Origin of the sequence: Nocardioides sp., assembly GCF_050246775.1 — a bacterium.
Classification (GTDB): domain Bacteria; phylum Actinomycetota; class Actinomycetes; order Propionibacteriales; family Nocardioidaceae; genus Nocardioides.
On record NZ_JBFWVK010000001.1, the window covers coordinates 285,420 to 307,183 of the forward strand.

Annotated in this window: 14 protein-coding genes and 1 tRNA gene; 7 read left to right on the forward strand and 8 right to left on the reverse strand. The window is 67.2% G+C overall.

Annotated elements, in window-relative coordinates:
* Window positions 1–50 precede the first annotated feature (50 nt).
* Genes AB7I40_RS01440 through AB7I40_RS01455 form a run of 4 tightly spaced genes read left to right on the forward strand, consistent with a single transcriptional unit; the run spans window position 51 to window position 7,897 of the window.
* Window positions 51–3,398, forward strand: a complete 3,348-nt coding sequence (locus AB7I40_RS01440) for a DUF2126 domain-containing protein (RefSeq protein ID WP_428346709.1) — start codon at window positions 51–53, stop codon at window positions 3,396–3,398.
* Complete coding sequence (locus tag AB7I40_RS01445; RefSeq protein ID WP_428346708.1) at window positions 3,395–5,914, forward strand: circularly permuted type 2 ATP-grasp protein; 2,520 nt, start codon at window positions 3,395–3,397, stop codon at window positions 5,912–5,914. Before AB7I40_RS01440 ends, AB7I40_RS01445 begins: the two co-directional genes overlap by 4 nt.
* Window positions 5,911–6,825: a transglutaminase family protein gene (locus AB7I40_RS01450; protein ID WP_428346707.1), complete on the forward strand. Its 915-nt coding sequence runs from the start codon at window positions 5,911–5,913 to the stop codon at window positions 6,823–6,825. Before AB7I40_RS01445 ends, AB7I40_RS01450 begins: the two co-directional genes overlap by 4 nt.
* A 1-nt stretch (window position 6,826) precedes the next feature.
* Window positions 6,827–7,897, forward strand: a complete 1,071-nt coding sequence (locus AB7I40_RS01455) for a zinc-binding metallopeptidase family protein (protein ID WP_428346706.1) — start codon at window positions 6,827–6,829, stop codon at window positions 7,895–7,897.
* A gap of 3 nt (window positions 7,898–7,900) precedes the next feature.
* On the opposite strand, the gene prfB is transcribed toward AB7I40_RS01455, so the two are convergent.
* From prfB to AB7I40_RS01470, 3 genes are all read right to left on the reverse strand, one after another.
* Window positions 7,901–9,013, reverse strand: coding sequence for a peptide chain release factor 2 (prfB, locus tag AB7I40_RS01460; RefSeq protein ID WP_428346705.1), 1,113 nt, complete (start codon window positions 9,011–9,013; stop codon window positions 7,901–7,903).
* 57 nt (window positions 9,014–9,070) lie between these two features.
* Entirely contained in the window at window positions 9,071–9,550 is a 480-nt protein-coding gene (locus AB7I40_RS01465) for a CAP domain-containing protein (RefSeq protein WP_428346704.1), read from the reverse strand.
* Window positions 9,551–9,614: 64 nt separating this feature from the next.
* Complete coding sequence (locus AB7I40_RS01470) at window positions 9,615–11,513, reverse strand: alpha-amylase family protein (protein WP_428346703.1); 1,899 nt, start codon at window positions 11,511–11,513, stop codon at window positions 9,615–9,617.
* A 111-nt stretch (window positions 11,514–11,624) separates the two neighbouring features.
* Here AB7I40_RS01470 and AB7I40_RS01475 point away from each other — a divergent pair, with 111 nt between their 5' ends.
* Both AB7I40_RS01475 and AB7I40_RS01480 read left to right on the forward strand, forming a co-directional pair.
* Window positions 11,625–12,689 carry a hypothetical protein gene (locus AB7I40_RS01475; RefSeq protein WP_428346702.1) on the forward strand — a complete coding sequence of 355 codons (1,065 nt, stop codon included), beginning with the start codon at window positions 11,625–11,627 and terminating at the stop codon, window positions 12,687–12,689.
* Window positions 12,690–12,696: 7 nt separating this feature from the next.
* Entirely contained in the window at window positions 12,697–12,942 is a 246-nt protein-coding gene (locus tag AB7I40_RS01480) for a recombinase family protein (RefSeq protein ID WP_428346701.1), read from the forward strand.
* A gap of 227 nt (window positions 12,943–13,169) precedes the next feature.
* On the opposite strand, the gene AB7I40_RS01485 is transcribed toward AB7I40_RS01480, so the two are convergent.
* Complete coding sequence (locus tag AB7I40_RS01485) at window positions 13,170–15,098, reverse strand: AAA family ATPase (protein WP_428346700.1); 1,929 nt, start codon at window positions 15,096–15,098, stop codon at window positions 13,170–13,172.
* Window positions 15,099–15,719: 621 nt separating this feature from the next.
* On the opposite strand from AB7I40_RS01485, the gene AB7I40_RS01490 reads away from it, so the two are divergent.
* Window positions 15,720–15,789 (forward strand) — tRNA-Ser (locus AB7I40_RS01490).
* A 1,222-nt stretch (window positions 15,790–17,011) separates the two neighbouring features.
* On the opposite strand, the gene AB7I40_RS01495 is transcribed toward AB7I40_RS01490, so the two are convergent.
* The 4 genes from AB7I40_RS01495 to AB7I40_RS01510 all read right to left on the reverse strand — a co-directional run bounded on the left by AB7I40_RS01495 (window position 17,012) and on the right by AB7I40_RS01510 (window position 21,721).
* On the reverse strand, window positions 17,012–17,368 hold the full coding sequence (locus AB7I40_RS01495; protein WP_428346699.1) for a TIGR02391 family protein: 357 nt from the start codon (window positions 17,366–17,368) through the stop codon (window positions 17,012–17,014).
* 99 nt (window positions 17,369–17,467) lie between these two features.
* A complete protein-coding gene (locus tag AB7I40_RS01500) occupies window positions 17,468–17,968 on the reverse strand; it encodes a Pycsar system effector family protein (protein WP_428346698.1) in 501 nt (166 codons plus the stop codon).
* A complete protein-coding gene (locus tag AB7I40_RS01505) occupies window positions 17,965–18,708 on the reverse strand; it encodes a hypothetical protein (protein ID WP_428346696.1) in 744 nt (247 codons plus the stop codon). Before AB7I40_RS01505 ends, AB7I40_RS01500 begins: the two co-directional genes overlap by 4 nt.
* Window positions 18,709–18,910: 202 nt before the next feature.
* Complete coding sequence (locus AB7I40_RS01510) at window positions 18,911–21,721, reverse strand: hypothetical protein (RefSeq protein ID WP_428346695.1); 2,811 nt, start codon at window positions 21,719–21,721, stop codon at window positions 18,911–18,913.
* Window positions 21,722–21,764 lie beyond the last annotated feature (43 nt).

Consider the following 21,764-nt stretch of genomic DNA (forward strand, 5'->3'; position numbering starts at 1 on the left):
ACCGGACGCCGTAACACTCCCGACTCACAGCGTCCCTACGCTCGGTCCCCATGACGATCAAGGTCGCCATCGAGCACCGGACCACCTATACCTTCGATCGGGCGATCACCGTGCACCCGCACATCGTCCGGCTCCGACCCGCGCCCCACTCGCGCACGCCGATCGCGGCGTACTCCCTCAACATCTCGCCGGCCGCGCACTTCATCAACTGGCAGCAGGACGCCTTCGGGAACTACCTGGCCCGTCTGGTGTTCCCCGAACCGGTCACCGAGCTCGACATCACCGTCGACCTGGTCGCCGACATGACGGTCATCAACCCCTTCGACTTCTTCGTCGAGGACTACGCCGAGCGCTTCGGATTCAGCTATCCGGCCGGCACCCGCTCGGACCTGGAGCCCTACCTGCGAACGGTCGAGGAGACTCCGGGCAGCGGCATCGGCCCCCTCCTGCGCGCCTGGCTGGACACCAGGGCCGTGCTGCCCCCCGACGGGATGCCGATCGTCGACTTCCTGGTCTTCATCAACCAGGCCGTACGCGACAGCGTCGACTACACGGTGCGGATGGAGGCCGGCGTTCAGACCCCGGACGTCACCCTCCACCGGGCACTGGGATCCTGTCGCGACAGCGCGTGGCTGCTGGTCGCCATCCTGCGCGAGCTCGGACTGGCCGCCCGCTTCGTCTCCGGCTACCTGGTGCAGCTGGCGCCGGACGAGAAGCCCCTGGACGGGCCGGCCGGCCCGGTGGCCGACTTCACCGACCTGCACGCGTGGGCCGAGGTCTACATCCCGGGCGCCGGTTGGGTCGGCCTCGACGCGACGTCGGGGCTGCTGGCCGGCGAAGGGCACATCCCGCTGTCCGCCACCCCGCACCCGGCGACGTCGGCCCCGATCGCGGGAGCCATCGATCCCGCAGTGGTGGAGTTCACCTTCCACAACACCGTGACCCGGGTCCACGAGGACATCCGGGTCACTCGGCCCTACAGCGAGGAGCAGTGGTCACGCATCGACGAGCTGGGCCACCGGGTCGACGCCCTCCTGGAGGCCGGCGACGTACGCCTGACGATGGGTGGGGAGCCCACCTTCGTCTCCGCCGACGACACCTCCACAGCGCAGTGGAACACCGACGCCGACGGAGAGGAGAAGCGAGAGCTGGCGCTCCGTCTCGCCGAGACCCTCAAACGGCGCTGGGCCGCTGACGGCGTGGTCCAGCACGGTCAGGGCAAGTGGTACCCGGGCGAGCCGCTGCCCCGGTGGCAGATCGGACTGACCTGGCGCAGCGACGGCACCCCCCTGTGGCGCGACCAGAGCCTCCTCGACACGCCGTGGTCACCGGGCACGCTGACCGCCGAGGCGGCCCCCGCCGTCGTCGAGCGGATGGCTCGCGCGGTGGCCGCACGCCTGGGCGTCCCTGACGACTTCTGCCTGCCGGCCCACGAGGACCGGCTGCACGCGCTGTGGACGGAGGCGTCGAGACCTGCCGGAGAGCCGCCGGCCGATGACGCCGAGCCGCACGAGAGCGGCACGGGACGCTTCGACGCCGAGCCCGGCGAACCGGCTGGCTGGGTCGTGCCGGTCTTCCGGCATCCCGATCTCGAGGGCTGGGGTACGGCGCGGTGGCGACTGCGCCGCGCTCATCTCTTCCTGACCCCGGGCACGTCCCCGATGGGGTTGCGGCTGCCCTTGTCGTCCCTGGCCTGGCAGGGAGCGCCGTACGAGCCCGACCGCTCCCCGTTCGAGGCCCGCGGTGACCTGTCCGGTGCGGCCGAACCCGTCACGCCGGCCACCGAGCTCGACATCGAGGACGCGCCGCGCACGGCCCTGTCGGTGGAGATGCGCGAGGGTCACCTGTTCGTCTTCCTGCCCCCGCTGACCCACCTCGAGCACGCCGTCGAGCTGCTCGGCGTGGTCGAGGCGGCCGCGGTCGAGGTCGGCGTGCCGGTGGTCCTGGAGGGATACTCCCTGCCCGGCGACCCACGCACCCAGACCCTCACGGTCACCCCGGACCCCGGGGTGATCGAGGTCAACGTGCAGCCGGTGGGCAACTGGCCCGAGCTGACCCACCTGGTCACGACGCTCTACGACGATGCCCGCGCGACCCGGCTGGCCACCGAGAAGTTCGACCTCGACGGCCTGCACACCGGCACGGGCGGCGGCAACCACCTGACGCTGGGCGGCACCACGCCGGCCGACTCGCCGCTCCTGCGCCGCCCCGACCTGCTCCGGAGCCTGATCACCTTCTGGCAGCACCACCCGGCCCTGTCCTACGTGTTCTCGGGGCGGTTCATCGGGCCCACGAGCCAGTCACCGCGGGTCGACGAGGGTCGGCACGAGACCCTCTACGAGCTGGAGATCGCCTTCGCCGAGCTCGACCGGGTGATCGACGGCACGGCCCAGGCGAACGGTCCCGACGGCCAGCCCCTGGAGCCCGGTCCCTGGCTGGTGGACCGGCTGTTGCGACACCTGCTCACCGACATCACCGGCAACACCCACCGCTCCGAGTTCTGCATCGACAAGCTCTACTCACCCGACTCCGACCGGGGGCGGCTCGGGCTGCTGGAGCTGCGCGGCTTCGAGATGCCACCGCACGCGCGGATGGCCCTGGTCCAGGCGCTGTTGGTGCGATCGCTCGTGGCCCGGTTCTGGGACGAGCCGTACGCCGGGCCGTTGGTGCGCTGGGGCAGCCTGCTGCATGACCGCTACCTGTTGCCGTCGTTCGCGGCGGCCGACCTGCGCGAGGTCGTGGCCGACCTCAACGCTCACGGCATCGCCTTCGAGGCAGCCTGGCTCGACCCGTTCGTGGAGTTCCGGTTCCCCCGGATCGGCGAGACCGAGGTCGCGGGCGTCCACCTCGAGCTGCGATCCGGGGTCGAGCCCTGGCATGTCCTCGGCGAGGAGGTCGCGCTGGGCGGCACGGCGCGCTACGTGGACTCCTCGGTCGAGAAGATCGAGGTGGCGGCCTCCGGGCTGGTGGAAGGGCGCCACGTGGTGACCTGCAACGGCGTACCGATGCCGATGGTGCCGCTCGCCGACCCAGCCGTTCCCGGCGTGGGCTTCGTGGGCGGGGTGCGCTACCGCGCGTGGGCACCCCACTCGGCTCTCCACCCGACGATCGGCGTGCAGTCCCCGCTGGTCTTCGACGTCGTCGACCTGTGGAACGAACGATCACTGGGCGGCTGCACCTATCACGTGGTGCACCCCGGGGGCCGCTCCTACGAGCGCTACCCCGTCAATGCCATGGAGGCCGAGGCCCGGCGCGCTGGACGTTTCGTGGCAGACGGGCACACCCCCGGGCCGGTGGACGTGTCGGCCTGGTCGAGCGCCGACGTCACCCACGGACCGTCCGGGGGTGAGTACCCGTGCACCCTCGACCTGCGCCGATCCGGCAGGATGGGGCGGTGACAGAGCAGCCCAGCGATCTGCCCAGCCTGCTGGACGACTACCGCGCCCAGTTCGATCCGGGCCACGGGTTCGACGAGCTGGTCGACGATTCCGGGGTGCGGCCCGCGAGCGTGGAGCTGGCTTCCCGGATGAACCACATCGGGTTGCGCGGCCTGCTCGACCGCCGCACCCAAGCGGGCCGTTTCGTTCAGGACGACGGGGTCACCTACGGCGGTGCCGCCAACGCGTCGTGGCGACTGGATCCCCTGCCGCTGATGATCGCGGCGGACGACTGGGCCGGCCTGGAGCGCGGACTGGTCCAGCGCGCCGAGCTGCTGGACCTGGTGCTCGCCGACCTCTACGGCCCCCGCGAGCTGTTGCGCCGCGGGGTGATCCCGCCCGAGGTGGTGCTGGGGCACGGCGGGTTCGTCCACCAGGCCGACGGCATCCGGGTGCCCGGCCGGCGGCAGCTGTTCTTCACCGCCACCGACCTGGCTCGTGACCGCGACGGGCGCTGGCACGTCCTGAGCGACCGGACCCAGGCCCCGTCGGGCGCTGGCTACGCCATGGAGAACCGGCGCGTCGTGGCGAAGGTGTTCCCCGGTCTGCGCCGCAACACCGAGCTGTCGGCCCTGCGGGACTTCTTCCACAGCGTCCGGATGGCCCTGCACGAGGTGGCGCCGCGCCACGTCGAGGCGCCCCGGATCGTCCTGCTCACACCCGGCGCGGAGAGCGAGACGGCCTTCGACCAGGCCTATCTGTCCACCTTGCTGGGATTCCCGCTCGTGGAGGCCGAGGACCTCATCGTCTCCGACGGCCAGGTCTTCCTGCGCAACCTGGGCCGCCTCGAGCCGGTCGATGTGCTGCTGCGCCGGGTGGACGCCGACTACACCGACCCGTTGGAGCTGCGTCCCGAGTCACGCCTCGGCGTGCCGGGTCTGCTGGAGGCCAGTCGACAGGGCACGGTCACCGTGGTGAACACGTTCGGGACCGGTGTCCTGGAGAACCCGGGACTCTTCCCGTTCCTGCCTGCCGCGGCTCGCGCCCTGCTCGGCACCGACCTGGAGCTGCCGTCGGTGGCCACGTGGTGGTGCGGCGATGCGGCCCAGCGCTCACACGTGCTGGCCAACCTGGACTCGCTGGTGATCAAGCCGATCACGCGTGGGGTGGGCGTCACCGCCCGGTTCGGGACCGAGCTGGGCGCCGACGACCGCGACGTGCTGCGCCGCGCGATCGAGGCACAGCCCTGGGCGTGGGCGGCGCAGGAACTGCTCGAGAAGTCGACGACGCCGGTCGTCACCCCGCTCGGCATGGAACCGCGCGACGTGGTGCTGCGCACGTTCGGCGTCGCGCGCGGCGGCTCCTACACGATGATGCGCGGCGGCCTGGCCCGAGTGGCACCGTCGGCTGGATCCCAGCTGGTCTCCAACCTGTCCGGAGCCCTCACCAAGGACGTGTGGGTGCTGGCGCCCGAAGGCAGCCAGCCGGACGCCTGGCAGCCCGACCCGACCCTGGCCCCACCGGCCCTCGAGGTGCCGGCGTTGGCCGGAGGGTTGTCGCCGCGCACCGCGGAGGACCTGTTCTGGCTCGGCCGCTACGCCGAGCGAGCCGAGGGTACGGCGCGCCTGCTGCGGGTCGCCGACGACCTCACCGAGGACTTCGCGGGTCGCCCCGGAACGAGCGGGCACGCCACCCTGATGGTGCTCCTCGAGGCGGTCACCCGGCTGACCGGCGCACCGGGTGGGCCCGACCTCCCCCCCGATCGCGTGCTTCAGCGCCTGGCGATGGACCCCGCCCTGCCCGGCAGCGTGCTGTACGCCGCGCGCAGGACGATCTCGCTGGCCCAGGCGCTGCGCGAGCAGCTCTCGCTCGACACCTGGCTGGTGCTGGGTCGACTCGAGCGCGCCTTCGACAACCACGACACCGAGACCTCCCTGCAACCCGTGTTGGCCCAGACGGTGGAGTCGATGCTCGCCTTCTCGGGACTGGCTGCGGAGAGTCTGGTGCGGGACCAGGGTTGGCACTTCCTCGACGCCGGCCGCCGACTCGAGCGCGCCCAGCACCTCGTCGGGTTGGTGCGGCACACGCTCGGCCGCTCCGGCGAGCAGCCGCCCGTCGAGCCACGCGTGCTCGAAGCCGTCTTGATGGTGGGCGAGAGCGTCATCACGCACCGCCGTCGGGAGGCGGCCGGACCACTGAGCCGGTCGCCCCAGGCCTTGGTGCTCGACCTGTTGCTGCTCGACGTCACGAACCCGAGGGGGCTGGCGTTCCAGCTGGAGCGGCTGGAGGCCGACCTGATCCAGCTGCCCGCCACCGGCAGCGACCGGGTCGGCGTACTCATCCATGACCTGACGGTCCGGCTCACCGCTCTCGACCCCGACCTGCCCCCGTCTGCGGACTGGCTGGGCGGCCTCGACACCGACCTGCGCGAGCTCTCCCGCGCTGTGGAGCGGGCCCACTTCGTGCACAAGGCGCCGCAGCATGCGCTGCCGGGGACCTGGGGTCCGCAGTGGGCAGCGACGTGGGTGCCGTCATGAGCCCGCACGACACCGCGCGCACCTACGAGGTCCGCCACCGCACGCACTACCGCTACGACCAGCCGGTCACCGGCTCCTACGGACGGACCCACCTCACGCCGCGCGACCTCGGCACCCAGAGCTGCACCTCGTCCCGGCTGGAGATCGCGCCGCATCCCGACCTGACGACGTCGCACGTGGACCACTTCGGCAACGCGAGCCACTACGTCGAGGTGCGCACGCCGCACACCGAGCTCGTGATCACGTCGGTCAGCACGGTCATCGTGCGCCGGCCGGTTCCGGACCTGGCGCAGCTGGACCGGTGGACGGTGGGTGGGGCCGTGGCTGCGCACGCGGACCAGCCCGACCGCCTGGACGCGGTCACCTACGCGCTGCCCTCACCACTGGTCGCACCCACCGCAGCGGTGGCGGCGTACGCGCGCACGATCCTGGGTACGAACAGACCACTGGGCGAGGCACTGGCTGCGCTGGTCCACGGCATCCACGACGGCTTCACCTACGAGAGCGGAGCGACCTCTGTGTCGACGACACTGGACGAACTGCTGGAGGAACGGGCGGGCGTCTGTCAGGACTTCGCCCACCTGGCGATCGGCTGCCTGCGCTCAGTGGGGTTGCCGGCCCGCTACCTGAGCGGCTACCTGGAGACCCAGCCACCTGCCGGCGCCGCCCGCCTGGAGGGTGCCGACGCATCGCACGCGTGGCTGTCGGTGCTGGCGCCGGACGGCGAGTGGTACGAGCTCGATCCCACCAACGACCAACAGCCCGACTCCCGCTACGTGGTGGCCGCCTGGGGCCGGGACTATGCCGACGTGACGCCGATGAAGGGCGTGATCTTCACCGAGGGCAAGAAGAGCACCCTCGAGGTGGGCGTCGACGTGATCCGGCTCGGCGACGCGCTCCCGGGGTTCTGACATGCGCACCTTCTCCTGCAGCGTCTGTGGCAGCCTGCTGATCTTCGAGAACTCCGTGTGCGTCACCTGTGGCACCCCTCAGGGGTTCTTCCTGCCGCAGCTCGACGTGCTCGCCGTGCCCCGCGACGGCTCGTTGGTGCCGTGCGCCAACCTGACCGTCGCCGGGTGCAGCTGGCTGGTCACCGAGCCGGGCGGCCTGTGCCTGTCCTGCCGGCTGACCCGGACCCGGCCGGCCGATGACGACCTGGCCGGCATGGCGTCGTACGCCCGGACCGAGGCGGAGAAGCGGCGCCTCATCTACCAGCTGGTGGACCTCAACCTCCCGGTGGTCGCCGCCGACGACGACCCGCACGGGCTGGCCTTCGACCTGCTCTCCAGCGCCCGCGAGAAGGTCATCACCGGGCACGCCGACGGGGTCGTGACCATCGACCTGGCTGAGGGTGAGGATCCCCACCGTGAGGCCATGCGGGTGCAGATGGGCGAGGCCTACCGCACGATGCTGGGCCACCTGCGCCACGAGACGGGGCACTACTACCAGCAGGTGCTCGTCGACGGGATGTCGCCGCAGTCGGGCTGGTCCTCGACGGTGTCGGGCCATCGTCCGTGGGTCGCGCAGGCGGCCAGCAGTGAGCGCTACGTCGAGCTCTTCGGCGACCCGAGCGCCGACTACGGCGAGGCCCTCGCCCGGCACTACGAGCAGGGAGCCCCGCCCGACTGGCGCACCAGCTTCGTGAGCGAATATGCGACCGCGCACCCGTTCGAGGACTGGGCCGAGACGTTCGCGCACTACCTGCACATCACCGACACCCTGCAGTCGGCCGCGGCGTACGGCGTGAGCGTGGAGGGTCCGGGCCTCCCGGTCGCCCGGGCCGGGGTGCTGGAGGCGGAGCCGGTCGACGAGGTCGCCTCCCTGGGCAACGGGCAGGAGATCGTGGACCGGTGGCTGCCGATCAGCTATGCCCTCAACGCGATGAGCCGCAGCATGGGCAACGACGACCTGTACCCGTTCGTGCTCAGCCGCCCGGTCATCGAGAAGCTGTGCTTCGTGCACGACCTGATCGCCGGCACGTGAGCGTCAGTTGGCGCTGTCGGTGCCCCGACGCCAGCGGATGCCGGCCTCGATGAAGCCGTCGAGGTCGCCGTCGAACACGGCGGAGGGGTTGCCGGACTCGTAGGAGGTCCGCAGGTCCTTCACGATCTGGTAGGGGTTGAGCACGTAGTTGCGCATCTGGTCGCCCCACGATGCCTGGACGTCCCCGCGCATGCCGTCGAGGTGGGCCTTCTCCTCGGCCTTCTTGAGGGCCAGCAGCTTGGCCTTGAGCACCACCATGGCGCTGGCCTTGTTCTGCAACTGGCTCTTCTCGTTCTGGCAGCTGACCACGGTCCCGGTGGGGATGTGGGTGAGGCGGACCGCGGAGTCGGTGGTGTTGACCGACTGGCCACCGGGTCCGCCGGAGCGGTAGACGTCGGTGCGGATGTCCTCGTCGGGGATGTCGATCTCGTCGGTCTGCTCGAGCACCGGCACCACCTCGACGGCGGCGAAGCTGGTCTGGCGGCGGCCCTGGTTGTCGAAGGGGCTGATCCGCACCAGGCGGTGGGTGCCGGCCTCGACGCTCAGGGTGCCGTAGGCGTACGGCGCCTTGATGGCGAAGGTGGCCGACTTGAGCCCGGCCTCCTCGGCGTAGGAGGTGTCGAAGACCTCGACGGCGTACTTGTGCTGCTCGGCCCAGCGGATGTACATCCGCATCAGCATCTCGGCGAAGTCGGCGGCGTCGACGCCGCCGGCGCCGGAGCGGATGGTGATCAGGGCGTCGCGGACGTCGTACTCACCTGAGAGCAGGGTGCGGATCTCGAGGGACTCCACGGCCTTCTTGATCCGGCCCAGCTCGCGCTCGGCGTCGGCGAGGGCCTCGGAGTCGCCCTCCTCCTGGCTGAGCTCGACCATGATCTCGAGGTCGTCGATGCGACCCGAGAGCGCGGTGAAGCGGTCGACCTCACCTTGGAGCAGCGAGAGCCGCCCGGTCACCCGGGTGGCGTTCTCCTGGTCGTCCCAGAGGTCGGGGGCGGCCACCTGCTCGCCGAGGTCGGCGATCTCGACGCGCATGGAGTCGAGATCGAGCACCTGCTCGATGGTGTGCATCGTCGCCTGGAGCTGCTTGATGTCGTGATCGAAATCGGGGCCTGCCACAAGGAGCAAGGTTACGGGCCGCGCGAAGGGGTGTCGAAACCCGGCTCCCCGCAGCACTCACATCCGACGGCCGAACACCTGCGCGGCGTACCACCGGCCATCGGCGCTCTGCCGCGCCGCGAGGCCCATCAGGGTGAAGTGCCGGTTGAGGATGTTGGCCCGGTGGCCCGAGGACCTCATCCATCCCTGGTTCACCAGCGAGCGACCCGATGGGTAGCCGACCGCGACGTTCTCCCCCACCCAGCCCATGTTGCAGGCACGCTGGATGGCGCCGAGGTCCTGGTGGAACATCCGGTCCTGTCGGGCCTGACGGGTGGCCTGTCGCACGGCGTAGCGCTGCAGGCAGGCGCCCTTCTTCAAGGCCCGTCGGTCGTGGCGGCCGCGGGCGGCGTTGGTGGCGTCGAAGGCGGCTTGGGCATAGGTGGCGGCGCTGCGCGCCAGCGGCGGTCGGCTGGCGCTGGCCGGGATCGCGGACAGGGTCGCGGTCACCATTCCAGCGGCAAGGATCCCGACGAGGCCTGAGATCACACGGGTCATGTCACTCCCTCGGGTCGATGATCCACCCTAACGCCGGTGCCGCACTCGCGGGCCGGAACGGAGATCAGGCCTCGACGACCCACCAGGCGGCGTACGCGGGCAACCAGATCAGGCCGTCGGCGCCGGCGGTGATCTGGTGGGCCCCGATCGCGTCGTACGGCGCGTCGAGTCCGAGCTCGTGCAGGCGGTGCAGGGGGAAGGCCCGGGCCTCGGGGGTGACGTTGTAGAGGCCGACCAGGGTGCCGCTGGCGTGGCGGCGGACGACGGCGAGGACACCGTCGTCGGTGTCGGGCAGGACCTCGCTGGAGGCCGAGGCGTGCAGCTGCGGCAGACGGGCGCGCACCCGGGCCAGGTGGGCGATCCCTTGGAAGACCTTGCCGGCCACGGTGTCGAGGTCGGCGCGCTGATCGGCGCGGTCCCGGTCCAGGCGCGGGCGGTGGGCCCAGCGGTTGTCGTCCTCGTGGCCGGGTTCGTCGCGCCAGAAGGGGTCGTTGGGCTGGGCCAGTTCGTCGCCGCTCCAGATCACCGGCACCCCGCCCCAGCCCACGACGATGGCGTGCGCGAGGAACATCCGGGCGAGGCCCGCCGCAGACGGGTGGGCCAGTCCGATGAGGGAGGCCGCGGTGCCACTGATCCGTTTGTCGCCGGTGTCGGGGTTGAACTGGAAGACCAGTCCGTCGGCCCACGAGCCGGGGAAGTCCCCGTCGTACCAGTCGGCGAGGAAGCGGCGGTGGTCGTAGCCGTTGAGGCCGACGGCGGCCGCGTCGCCGTCGTCGATGGCCCAGCCGATGTCGTCGTGACAGCGCAGGTAGGTGATCCACGTGCCGGTGGTGGGGGTGGGTGGGAGGGCGCCCAGGGCCTGGCGGGCCAGCACCGTGTTGTGGGTGGCCAGCATCGACCAGATCTGCACCATCAGGCTGTTGTGGTAGGCCAGGTCGCTGACCCGTCCCGCGTGCGCGCCGAGTCCGAGGTACTGCACCAGGTCGCGCGGGCCGACGATCGCCTCGGCCTTGAAGACCAGGGCGGGGGCGGCGATCCGGGCGACGGTGCGTAGCACCTGGGTGATGGCGTGCACCTCGGGCTGGTTCTGGCAGTTGGTGCCCAGGCGCTTCCAGATGAAGGCGATGGCGTCGAGTCGCAGCACCTCGACGCCGAGGTTGGCCAGGAACAGGATGATGTCGGCGAACTCGACCAGGACGTCGGGGTTGGCCCAGTTGAGGTCCCACTGCCACTCGTTGAAGGTGGTCCACACCCACCCCTGGGTCTCCTCGTCCCAGGTGAAGTTGCCGGGGGCGAAGTCGGGGAAGACCTCCGGCAGCGTGGCCTCGTAGGCGTCGGGCAGCGTGCGGTCGGGGTGGATCAGGAAGTAGTCGCGGTAGGTGGGATCGCCGGCGCGCGCCTTGGCGGCCCAGTCGTGCTCGCGCGCGACGTGGTTGAGCACGAGGTCGATGACCAGGCTGATGCCCTTCTCGCGCAGCGTGGCGGTGAGCTCGCGCAGGTCGTCGGTGGTGCCGAGGTCGGGTCGCACGGTGCGGTAGTCCGCCACGGCGTAGCCGCCGTCGTTGTCGCCGGGGCGCGGTTGCAGCAACGGCATCAGGTGGAGGTAGGTGACGCCCAGGTCCTCGAGGTAGTCGAGGCGGTCGGTGATGCCGGCGAGGTCCTCGGCGAAGCGCTCGGTGTAGGCGGCGTAGCCGAACATGCGCGGCTGCTGGAGCCAGTCGGGGGTGAGCAGGCGCTGCTCGTCGAGGCGGTGCAGGTCCTCGGACCGGGCGGCGTACGCCGCTGCCGCGCTCTCCACGAGGCGTAGGGCGACGGCGTCGGGCTGGGAGTGGGTGGCGGCGAGGGCGGTGTAGAGGTCCTCCCACCACCGGTCGAGGCGGAGCGCGAAGCTCTGTTGGCGCCCCGCACTGAGTCCGGCCAGGTGGCGTGCGGCCCGGGCCTGCACGTCGTGGGGAGCAACCATGCCCGAATTCAAGCGCACCGGGCGCACTGCCGCATAGGACCGACCCACGATCCGGGCCTTACGCCGCACCGCTAGGTGCCGCTAACGTCGAACGGAGCCTCAGGAGCCACCATGAACTCTGCCTACATCGACCTCGCCATCGGTCTCGCGCTCGCGTTCTTCCTGCTCTCGCTGCTGGTCAGTGGCCTCAACGAACTGATGGTGCGCATCCTCGGTGTCCGGGCCAAGTTCCTGTGGGCCTCGTTGGAGGATCTGCTGGACCGGCCCGGCGAGCGGAGTCGGACGCCGAGCGGCGTGCTGGACATCGTGGGGTTCTCGTTGTTGCCGAGCCGGGACCGTCGTCCCAGCCTTCGTGAGTTCCCGACGGTGCCCGAGCCGCGTGCTGCTGAGCCGGCGCAGCTGACGGCTGCGTTGCACGACCGGATCAGTGGGATCGACTTCGGCAGCCGAAAACTGGGCTTCTCGGCCGACCGGGCCCGGCGCACCACGATCAACCAGGTGCCGCCGAAGCGGTTGGCGTTGGCGGTCATGGAGGTGGTCGACGGGTCGTACGACGGCAGGGTGGAGGACCTGCTGGCAGGGTTGGAGCGGGCGAAGAGCCCGTTCTTCGCGCCGTTGAAGGCGATCGTCGCGGGGGCTGGTGGGGATCGCGACCGGGTCCGCGACGGTGTCGAGTCGTGGTTCGACTCGGAGATGAACCGGTTGACGGCGGTGTATCGACGCCACACGCGGTGGGTGATCGCGTCGTTCGCGGTGTTCGTCACGCTGTTCGTGGGTTTCGATGCGACGGCTTTCGCGGGTTCGTTGTTGGACGACCAGGCGAAGCGTGAGCAGATCGTGGCGGCAGCGTCGAGCGCAGACGACACGGCGCTCAGGTCGGTGTGCACGGAGATCGGGGAGAGCGACACGGTGAAGTGTTTCTCGGCGGTGATCGGGAACCCGGCGTTGGCGGATGCGTTCGACACCTCGTTGGTGCGGTTCTCCCCTACGGGCGCTGACGCCCAGGTGAGGTGGAACTGGTCGGTGTGGGGCCGCCAGGTGCGCGACCCGGGTCATGTCGTGGGGATGGGTCTGACGATGGTGGCGTTGCTCTTCGGGGCGCCGTTCTGGTGGGAGGCGCTGCGTCGGTTGATGGGGATGCGGACGCGACGTCCCACGTCGGCCGGTGGTCAGTGACGTCAAGATGAGCGGCAAGAGCAGTGACCGCCCGGCCCTGACCGAGATGCTGGCCTACGTCCGCGAGGGTGACACCGTGCGCGTTGCGAGCCTGGACTGTCTGGCTCGGAACCTCGACGATCTTCGCCGACTGGTCGAGACCCTCAGCATCAAGGGCGTACGAGTGGAGTTCATCAAGGAGGGGCTGACCTTCACTGGTGAAGACTCTGCAATGTCAAAGCTCCTGCTGTCCGTCATGGGCGCATTCGCCTAGTTCGAGCGTTCGCGCATCCGCGAACGTCAAGCCGAAGGCATCGCAATCGCCAAGGCCAGGGGCAGCTACAGGGGTCGGAAGCCTGCCCTCACGACCGACCAGATTGAGCAGCCCGTCAGCGAGTCGCGGACGGTGTTCCCAAGGCAGTAGTCGCCAGAGACCTGGGCGCGAGACGTCAGACGCTGTACATGGCGCTCGCCGACGAAGTGAGTGCCGCTAAGGCTGGGCTAAGGCCTGCGAACTGCAAAGGCCGTTATCAGTTGCTGGTGCAACCGGACCAGCGCCTGGCTTCCCGACCGCGTCAACTCCAAGTTTCTTCCTCGTTCCAGAAGAGCGTACGCCACGTCAACCTTCGATGGCAGCCGAACCTTATTGGAGGCTCCCCAGTCCACGAGTGCCTTGGCGACAGTCGTTTTGCCCGCCAAGTCACTCGCCGACACGCGCTGGGTCTGGCCCATCGCGTCTAGAAGCCCGTTGACCGCGTCAACGTATTGGCTGCGCAGGACAAGGTCCTCAGGTGCCTTTCCCTTGGGAAGGGTGAAGATGCGCTCTCGCGCCACCTCTCGCTCTCTGAGCTTGCTCACATAGCCGTGGCCTTCTGCATCGCCATCCGCGAGATACAGCAGGTTTGTCGCGATGTCACCGGCAACGAGCGCCTTCGGACTGACGGTCGCCAGCCCTGGGGCAATCTGATAAGGCAAGTCATCGACATTCACGGCCAGCCTAATGAGGGATGGCAGCAAAATCATGTCGGTAGGGCCCTCGCCCAGCACCGCATTGCGACACATCGAGAACGCTGCTGCTTCGGCTCCCATGGCGAAGAGGATTGGCGAGAAGCCCGGTTCGTTGTTGGTCCAGAAGTCGTGTTTGAGCAAGCTTGCGTCTCCATGTTCAGGGTCACGCGACATCAGCCGTATGGAGGTCCCGAGGTCAGATGGCAAACAGCCTGGCGAGTGCGTGGTGTAGATGACCTGCGTGGCGTCCAGGCTCTTGAGAAGCACCGCGACCAGGTCAGCCTGTGCGTTGAGGTGTAGGTGCGTCTCGGCTTCATCGATAAGCAGGATTGGCGGCACCCTGTAGCCACCTGACGCGACGAAGGCAGCCAGAGCCACGAACGTCCGAAGACCATCACTTCGCTCATCGATGTTCGTGACGTCGCCCGAGTCGTCAAGTTCCTTGACCAACACTTCCAGCCGGGTGCCGTGGACATTGAGCCGAACAGCGATGTTGGACTGGTTCCAAGCCTGAGAGAAGAAGGTTAGGAGCTTGTCATTGCCTCGTTCCAAAGCGGTTGCTCGGTTCGAGCTGTCTTCGTTTTGGATGTGCGTCCAGAGGGCGTCTAGGTCCAACTCAGCGATGAGCAGCAAGTCTCGGAGCGCCAGGGCTGGATTAGTCCGCACGTCCTCGTCCGAAAGCTCATGGACCGATTCAAGGACTCGGTTATCGTCCTCGAACAGGACGAATCTGGGCACTCGCTGCCACAGCACGCTCCCGGCAGCGTCATATGGATGGTCGGCACTGACGCTGGCATGGACCTCACGGAGCAACCCGGCCAAGCGTGGATTCCGAGGAAGGGTTGTCCGACCCGATGGGACTTCATCTAGCCACGTCGCGAGGCTGAGCAAGGCCCCCTTGTCCTCGTCATCCCAAGCCTCGTCCGGTTCAGCGAGCGCACGTCCTAGCAGGTCTGCCCAGTCCTCTGGCCCTGCTTCTTCGTCCTCGTCGTCTGCCGCAGCGGCGGTCGCGCCAGCGAACCGATTCATCGTGGTGGCTAGCTGAGAGGCTGCCCTGTCAAATGGCCTTCGTGGACGTCGCGGTCCCGGCACCAACTCATAGCCTTGGCCCCCGTCTGTCTGTCGCCACGCAACCAGCGATGTGGGCTGTACATCACTCGGTATGTCGGCAATCAGTTCGAGGTCATCGTCACTCAGAGCAAAGTGAGCCCTAACTACCTTGGTTCCCGGCGCTGGTGGACGCGACCTGTTGTACGCGGTGGTGGGAAGCGAGCCGCCTGATGAGAGCCAACGCAACGCCTGCAGCAGACTCGATTTGCCGGCTTCGTTGAGACCAACAACTGCCGTCAGGGGCCGATGCAGGCTCGTGCTTGTGTCGGCCAGGCGCTTGTAGCCCTTGACCTCAATCCTCGTGCAGTGCATGGGGTCCTCGCTCCTCGGAGTGCGGACCCCATCTTCCGACATGGTTAGGACAGTCGCCGGTACCTAGGTAGCGAGTCTGTGCGCACTATCTGATTCCGCCGCTGGGGCGACAGCCAACGTATCAAGCGTCACCGCGTTTTTCGGTAGGCAAGGTCGATGGGCAGGGAGCCAAAGAACTGGGACCATCCAGTGCATCGAATCGCACTAGACCCGAGGGGACGGCATAGCTCAGTACCGAGCACTAGACAAGGACGGGATCGAGATCGGCAATGTGACATTGTCCGAGGGCGAGTCAGGCATCGAGTGGGGTGCGAGCGTAGGGGATGCGGGATGCGGTCCGAATCGAGAAGCGAGACGGTGAGCATTGGCTCCCGTTCTGGATCTACACGGGTGCGCACAAGGTTGAGGACTGACCGACATGAGTTATGCGATGCGAGCCGAGACCTGCCCACACTGTGGCGGCGGGGTCGAGGTGGTCGACAAGCCGATCTACGTGGCCGAGCAGTCCCAGCCTGTGGCTGGGCAATCGTCAAGGCGCACTGCACCGTTGGCGGTTGCGCGCTGGAGCAAGGCGATGTACCTCAACGCGAAGCCTGAACGCCCGCTACGCTTCTGCGCGTTGGGCCGCTAGCTCAGGGGAGAGCGCCCCCTAAGAATGGGGAGGTCGAGGGTTCGATTCCCTCGCGGTTTTGGGACGCGCGGAGCAGTCATAGGACCCCGCGCCTTTCCCAATGTCACCACACCCTGGATCGCGGACTAACCCGCATCGGCCCATTACCGCGCCTGCTGTTACACCCCATGTGGGCCGGGCGCACTCGCTGAATGTTGGGGACTGCTGCGCCAACGGCAGACACGGGTCAAAGTGGTCGAGGCTCCACCCTTTGGGATCGCGACCAGTCAGCCTCAAGTCGATCGGCTGTCTGCAGATGTGGCAAGCAGGAGTGTGCATCTTCTTCGCATCGACTAGAATGCGCCGCCACTCGTTACCATAAGGATTGATAGATAAGTTCAGAAGTGCCTTGCGTAAAGCATCATTGACGAGAGAGTCCCTTGGACCCTTGATGACCAATGCATCTAATATTGCATCTGTGTTCACTGCCGCACTGACGCGTTTCCGCAGGTCAGGGGCCCAATGACGCGTGCAGCCCCTCATGATCGCAAGACGAGCGGCAGCGCTGCGCGGTAGGATGCAGGTGCACCAGATGCCTCGGAGCTTAGACAGCGTTTAGTACCTCAAACGGTCTCTGCATGCCTACGCAAGCATTGCTTGACTCACCCCCCGCGGTGGGGGTCATAGTCCATCTAACTGACACCGGACAGTCCGGTTACTTTGTCGATCCCAAGTGAGGAGCGCGCGTCGTGTGGCCGATCGACCTTAGTGACGCTCCCGCTTGGGTTGTATGCGTCGTTGCGCTGTCAGGGGCAGTCTGGATCCTTGCCAAATCGATCAGCGTTGCCGGACCAGAGTTGAGACAGTGGCGTCGCCCGGCCGTCCCTCAACTGGAAGAACCCCACACGGAGATGCGGGGTTCTGAGACAAGGGAACTGCAATAGCCAATGTGTCGATTTTGCGCCACGCTATTGAGGGTCCCGAGCCAGCGGAGTTCGTTCTCACCACTCGGCCGCGCATCCAGATCTAGTGTGACCGGACGGAACACGACGACCGAATCCAAGTCTTCGGTACCGCAGTTCTCCACGTAGAACAGGGCTGTCGTCTCCGGACTAGAGACTTTCTCCTTCAAGGTCACGTTGAGCGCCGGAAGTCGCGCTCTGAGGTCCGGCGCTCTTGGCAGCGTTTGCCTGCGTGTTCGCATGAGGGCAGAAAGACAGGACAAGTCCCAGCGCGACGAGCGAGCCTACGAAGGCAGCGACAACCATGTGGCCACGCTAGTGCCACGCAGCGACATCCCCGCTCAGACTAGTTCCACGTCTGCTTGATCGACCCAACGGGCGAGGAGGCTGAACGCAGCCAACTGCTCCAGTGCGAGTCGCTCCTCGCCACCGTGGCTCTCCTGTGGCTTGTGCATGCCTGGGTTGCGGATCGCGGTGTAGAGCCCGTCTGCGAAGGCCCGGGCACCCCGGTGCAGGTTCTGATATGTCTTACCGCCGTCGTCCGACGCCAGCCGGAGCCGTGAAGCTCCTGCCTTCGGGGCATCGAGAGAGAATGCCTCATTGAACAACGTGACCTCCGAGGCGTCCACGCGCCACAACTTCGCCCGCGTCTCCGCGTTGATCCGGATCGCAGCCTGCGCCCGCGCAGAGGCCCGCATCCAGGACGCCCTGGCGAAGGTCCGTCGCTCTTGACACACTTGCCGGGGCGGGCGCCCCTGTCCGCGTAGGACCGTCCGCCTCAGTCAGGCGCATTGAAACTAGGTTGTGATAAGAATTCCGCAAACCACGAGGAGGGCGATCCCTGAGGCCCCAACAATCATGGCGGCCTGCACTAGACGGTGCTTTCGCCAGGCGATTCCCGCCATCGTGACGCACTGTCGGGAGAGGACGTCAAGGATCGCACCCTCTTCGAGTTTCTTGGCGAGGTCCCGGGGGTCCCAATGCCGTAGATGCCCGAAGTAAATAAAGTTGTCTCCAGCCTCGCGTGTCGTCGTCTCAGCCCCACGAAGGCGCGGGAGCACTACGAGAAGAGCGCAGGCAGCCCCCACGAAGAGCGCGGCTAACCCGAGCCAGTAGAGAACGCTCGACAGACGCCCATCTACCTCGGCGAAAAGCCGCCCACTTGCGCTCAGCGCGACAGTGGCGCCGAGCGCGGCTGATTCGATGGCGAACGCGAACGAGGCTTTCGCATCAACCTTGCCCGTCCAATCAACCTGAGCGGCGTGAATCTTCCACGCTTGCTCCACCGGATCCGTCATGGCTGCCTCCACCACGTGCTGGCATAAAGACTCATCGTGTAGGGACCGACGGACTTCCTATGCGGACCTGTCCACATCGGCTCTTTGTCCGCGCCCCCGAGTTTCTGCGCATCCTTCAGGTAGTCATAGACGTCTGAGGTGATGATCGAGGGACCCTTGTGCAGGTTGCGAACAGCACTCAGTTTGGCCGCGACGTTCGGCGCGCGCCCGATAGATATCAGGTCGTTGTGCGTTGTCTCTCCCTTTGAGTTGCGCACCCCGGCACGAGCAATGAACGCTTCGCCAACATCGACGCCGACCCCATGACTGACCGTCCACTTTGCATCGGTCTTGGTATCGTCCAGCCGTTTGGCGACAATGGGATTGATGGACTGGCTAACCAACCAGTTGATCTTCAACGCTGCGTTGGCAGCGTTGTTCCGCTTACTCCCGCCCACGAACACACCCATGACGCGGTCGCCGTCGAAGCTTTTGATTTGGCCGTGGTTCTCACGAATGATCTGACTGGACCCGTTCAGAAACATTCGAATGACCTTGGCGGCGAAGGTGTTCTTGTAGCGCTTTTGCAGGAGGGTCGACTCCCCTAGGTCGGCATACAAGTACGCCGCTTCCACCCGGACCGCGCCGTCGGACAGTTTGACCTCCGCCGTCTTCGGGACCTCGTCCTCCTCGTCCACGTCCCAAGGCGTCATCATGATCGTTGACATCGACTGAGTGAGTTTGTCCGAGAAGGCCGACACAGGTTCCCCTTTGCAAGTTGATACGAGTGCACTGATGCTATGTGGGCAGGCCGGCACTGGCCGGCAAATCGCGACTCGCAACCTGGTGACACTCCCCTGGGGACCTCCTCCCCCCGGGGGCGTGTATTGCGTCCGGTACGGCATAGCGCCTCGGACTATGTACGGGCATAGAGATCGCCGTCGATGGTCGAGTTAGGCCCCATCAGTCGGTGGCTCCCCGACGGGACCTTCGCTGCTCGACCAGCTCGGCGATCCGCAGATGACCCCCTCTACCGAGGAGGTCCATGATCCGCTCCCCGGTAGCTCTCACCTCAGAGTCCGCACTGTCCAGAGCCTCGGCGACAACCGCTGGGGCATGCTCCACAAGGTCGTATCGGGCGAAGGGCTGCTCCCCACGTTTGGTGAGCAGACGTTCAAGAATCTCGGCCACTGGCCCCGGCGCGCTAGGTGCGGCTTCTTCCAGGACCTCTCCGAGCATTCCCTTTGCGTCGAACTCGTCGGACGCCAGCGCCTGCAACAGACGAGGCAGCCACCAGGAACGGTCGAACTTGTCCGAGCGGACCCACCAGTAGAAGTCAGCGAGCTCATCGATTCTCGTCTGGCCCGCTTCAACTGCCTGAGCGCGGCTCTCCCAGAGCTCCCGCGCTCGGTCGAGAAATTCACCTGGAACGTCATCAGATTGCATGAGCAGCCAACCGAGATGACCGAGGACCCTGGTTCGCGAGCGAACAGGCGCCGTTGCGAAGAAGTAGGTCAGCAGAGAGTCGTTCGGCTCGATGACTCCTTGAATCCGGAGAAGCACAAGAGCGTCACCGATAAGCTCAACCGGCGAGCGATCGGTGCGCCACCCAGGAACCGCAGTGCCTCCGGCGGCCACGCGCGCAATCACCCGGCGAGCGGCTGGCCCGACCACTTCGACAATGGCACGTGAGGGTCGATAGGTGGAGAGCGCTACGGAAAGGACAACGTCACCCCACGCGTCGTCGGTGAGCAGCTCCCCTGCGCGATCCACGGTCCACTCACGATCCACCCAGATCAATCGCCCCAGGGCCTCGCCGAAGGCAGCCGCGGTCGCCAGGCTCTCATCCCGGTCTGGACGCAGCCGGTCGTCGAGAAGCGGAAGAGCCGCAGCAATTGCCGACCGAGAATAATCAGCAGCACCTTCGCGCTCCTCAAGCTCCTTCGCGCGGCTCATGACGCGAGCTAGCGCACGCACGGCAGCCGGACGCGTCGTGTTCAGGGAGAAGGTGAGCGGGTCCATGTTGGAACCGCCGTACTGCTCCTCGTGCTCAGGGGTTGGATCGGGATGGTGGGCAAGAGGTGCGATGGCATCAACCGCACGCAACAAGAGTTCGGCTGGGAGACCGTTCTCGACGTCTCCCGTGGAACCCTGCTCCACGAGCGCCGCGATACTCCTCTGCGCGAAGCGCCAGACAACGTCCTGGTCCATCCCCCCATCGAAGTCCGCCCCGTCGTCGCTGTTCAGCGAAACCAGCCGAGCAGCATCGATCACGGACGGCCAATCGATGTTGGCTCCGGCCGTCACTGCATCCGCTAGACCCGAGAAGAAGGCTCGGGCGTAGGTCGGGTCGAGGTCGGCAAAGTCCGGGGCCGCCGCAGAAAACTCCTGTGGTCGACTCGCGACCACGCCCTGCAGTGTGCGAGCAAGCCCCTCAACGGATGGACCCCACGGCTCGTCGCCCTCGGGTGCCCACGTGCTCAGAAACGCTCGAATGTCAGAAACGTCTCTCTCGGCCAGGTCCTCCTGTGTCACAGGGCTGTTGGGGCCTGACCATGAGCTCATGTAGCTAGGAAATTCCGGATGTTCCGGCTCTCCGTACTTGGTTACAAGGTCACCCAGGCGTGCGGCCGCCCGTCCGGGCAAGAGCTCGGCCCCAATCCCACTGAGCAAGTTGAGCTGCCACACCTCCCGATAGCGCTCAACAACTTCGTCCAAGTTCTCGTCAGGCTGCAGGCGGCGCTGGGCCCGCTCTTTGACCGCCTCACTGCTCACGGGCGGGCCGTCTAACGCGAGTGCCTCCCAGCCCTCCAGCTCCGCGGGCGTAAGGAGCGGAACGACAGCCCGACCGAGCTCCGCATACTCGTGTCGATAGGCCGTGTCATCCATGAGCGTCGGCTCCATAAGACGCTGGAGGCCGTCCTCGCGGGCAGCCTCTGATTCCGGCGCAGTGCGAGCCAGCACATGCATCGCGATCCGCCGAAGGAGCGGCTGCCCGGACCTTTCCAAGGTCGCCAGGACCTCGGCCACGGGACGCCCACGTGCTATGTCGGCCAACGCTCGATTGCGCACGGCTTCCACGAGAGGGTCACCGAGCTCATGGTAGCGGTTGTTCTGCGAGTGATCGCCGATGGCCGGACGCCAGACAAAGCTCAGATCGTTGCCGGTCTCGACGTTGTACTCCCCCGAGACCTCCTGGAACGTCTCCAGCCACGCTGCAAGCATCGTTAGCACGCCGTCACCCAACACGGGGTCAAGTGCCTCCGCGACCCTGGGTAGGAGCTCTTCGTACCAGTACCGCTCCAAACCGGCTGTCACGGTCCGTCGAAGGGGCCGGTCTACACCGTCCGGTACATCGACCGACCTGGGTCGAAAAGCAGCCTGGGCGAGACGGACGGCGGGCTTTCGAAGCCTCGCGGTCGCGAGCCCCTCAACCAGGGTCACGACCTGTTCGCCGTTTCGCAGCGTGCCAGCGGTCAGATACCCATCAATGGCAGGCACGAGCGCTCGCGCCTCGTCCGGTGGAAGCGCGAGCGCCGCCTGGAGCACCAAGTCATGGACGTATGGGTTAGCGCTCTCGGTCACGCGGCTCAAGATTCGACTGACCGCCCCGGGCGCGAGTGGCGCCATTCTCACGAGGTACTCGCCCTCGGGCCAAGGTGTCCACACCTCGCGTCCGGCAGCGTCGACGACCGTGTCTGGCGGAGAGTCGAATACGTGCTGGACGTCGAGGGCCGTGACCCACTGAGGGTTCTCCAGACGCTCGAAGAACACACGTCGATGCTGTTGGTCCCCGATTCTCGACAAAGCAGTCTGA

Bases quoted from the DNA above. Each gene is read 5' to 3' on its own strand.
- AB7I40_RS01440 (WP_428346709.1), top strand. From the start codon at position 51: ATGACGATCAAGGTCGCCATCGAGCACCGGACCACCTATACCTTCGAT.
- AB7I40_RS01450 (WP_428346707.1), top strand. From the start codon at position 5,911: ATGAGCCCGCACGACACCGCGCGCACCTACGAGGTCCGCCACCGCACG.
- AB7I40_RS01455 (WP_428346706.1), top strand. From the start codon at position 6,827: ATGCGCACCTTCTCCTGCAGCGTCTGTGGCAGCCTGCTGATCTTCGAG.
- AB7I40_RS01465 (WP_428346704.1), bottom strand. From the start codon at position 9,550: ATGACCCGTGTGATCTCAGGCCTCGTCGGGATCCTTGCCGCTGGAATG.
- AB7I40_RS01470 (WP_428346703.1), bottom strand. From the start codon at position 11,513: ATGGTTGCTCCCCACGACGTGCAGGCCCGGGCCGCACGCCACCTGGCC.
- AB7I40_RS01475 (WP_428346702.1), top strand. From the start codon at position 11,625: ATGAACTCTGCCTACATCGACCTCGCCATCGGTCTCGCGCTCGCGTTC.
- AB7I40_RS01480 (WP_428346701.1), top strand. From the start codon at position 12,697: ATGAGCGGCAAGAGCAGTGACCGCCCGGCCCTGACCGAGATGCTGGCC.
- AB7I40_RS01485 (WP_428346700.1), bottom strand. From the start codon at position 15,098: ATGCACTGCACGAGGATTGAGGTCAAGGGCTACAAGCGCCTGGCCGAC.
- AB7I40_RS01495 (WP_428346699.1), bottom strand. From the start codon at position 17,368: ATGCGGGCCTCTGCGCGGGCGCAGGCTGCGATCCGGATCAACGCGGAG.
- AB7I40_RS01500 (WP_428346698.1), bottom strand. From the start codon at position 17,968: ATGACGGATCCGGTGGAGCAAGCGTGGAAGATTCACGCCGCTCAGGTT.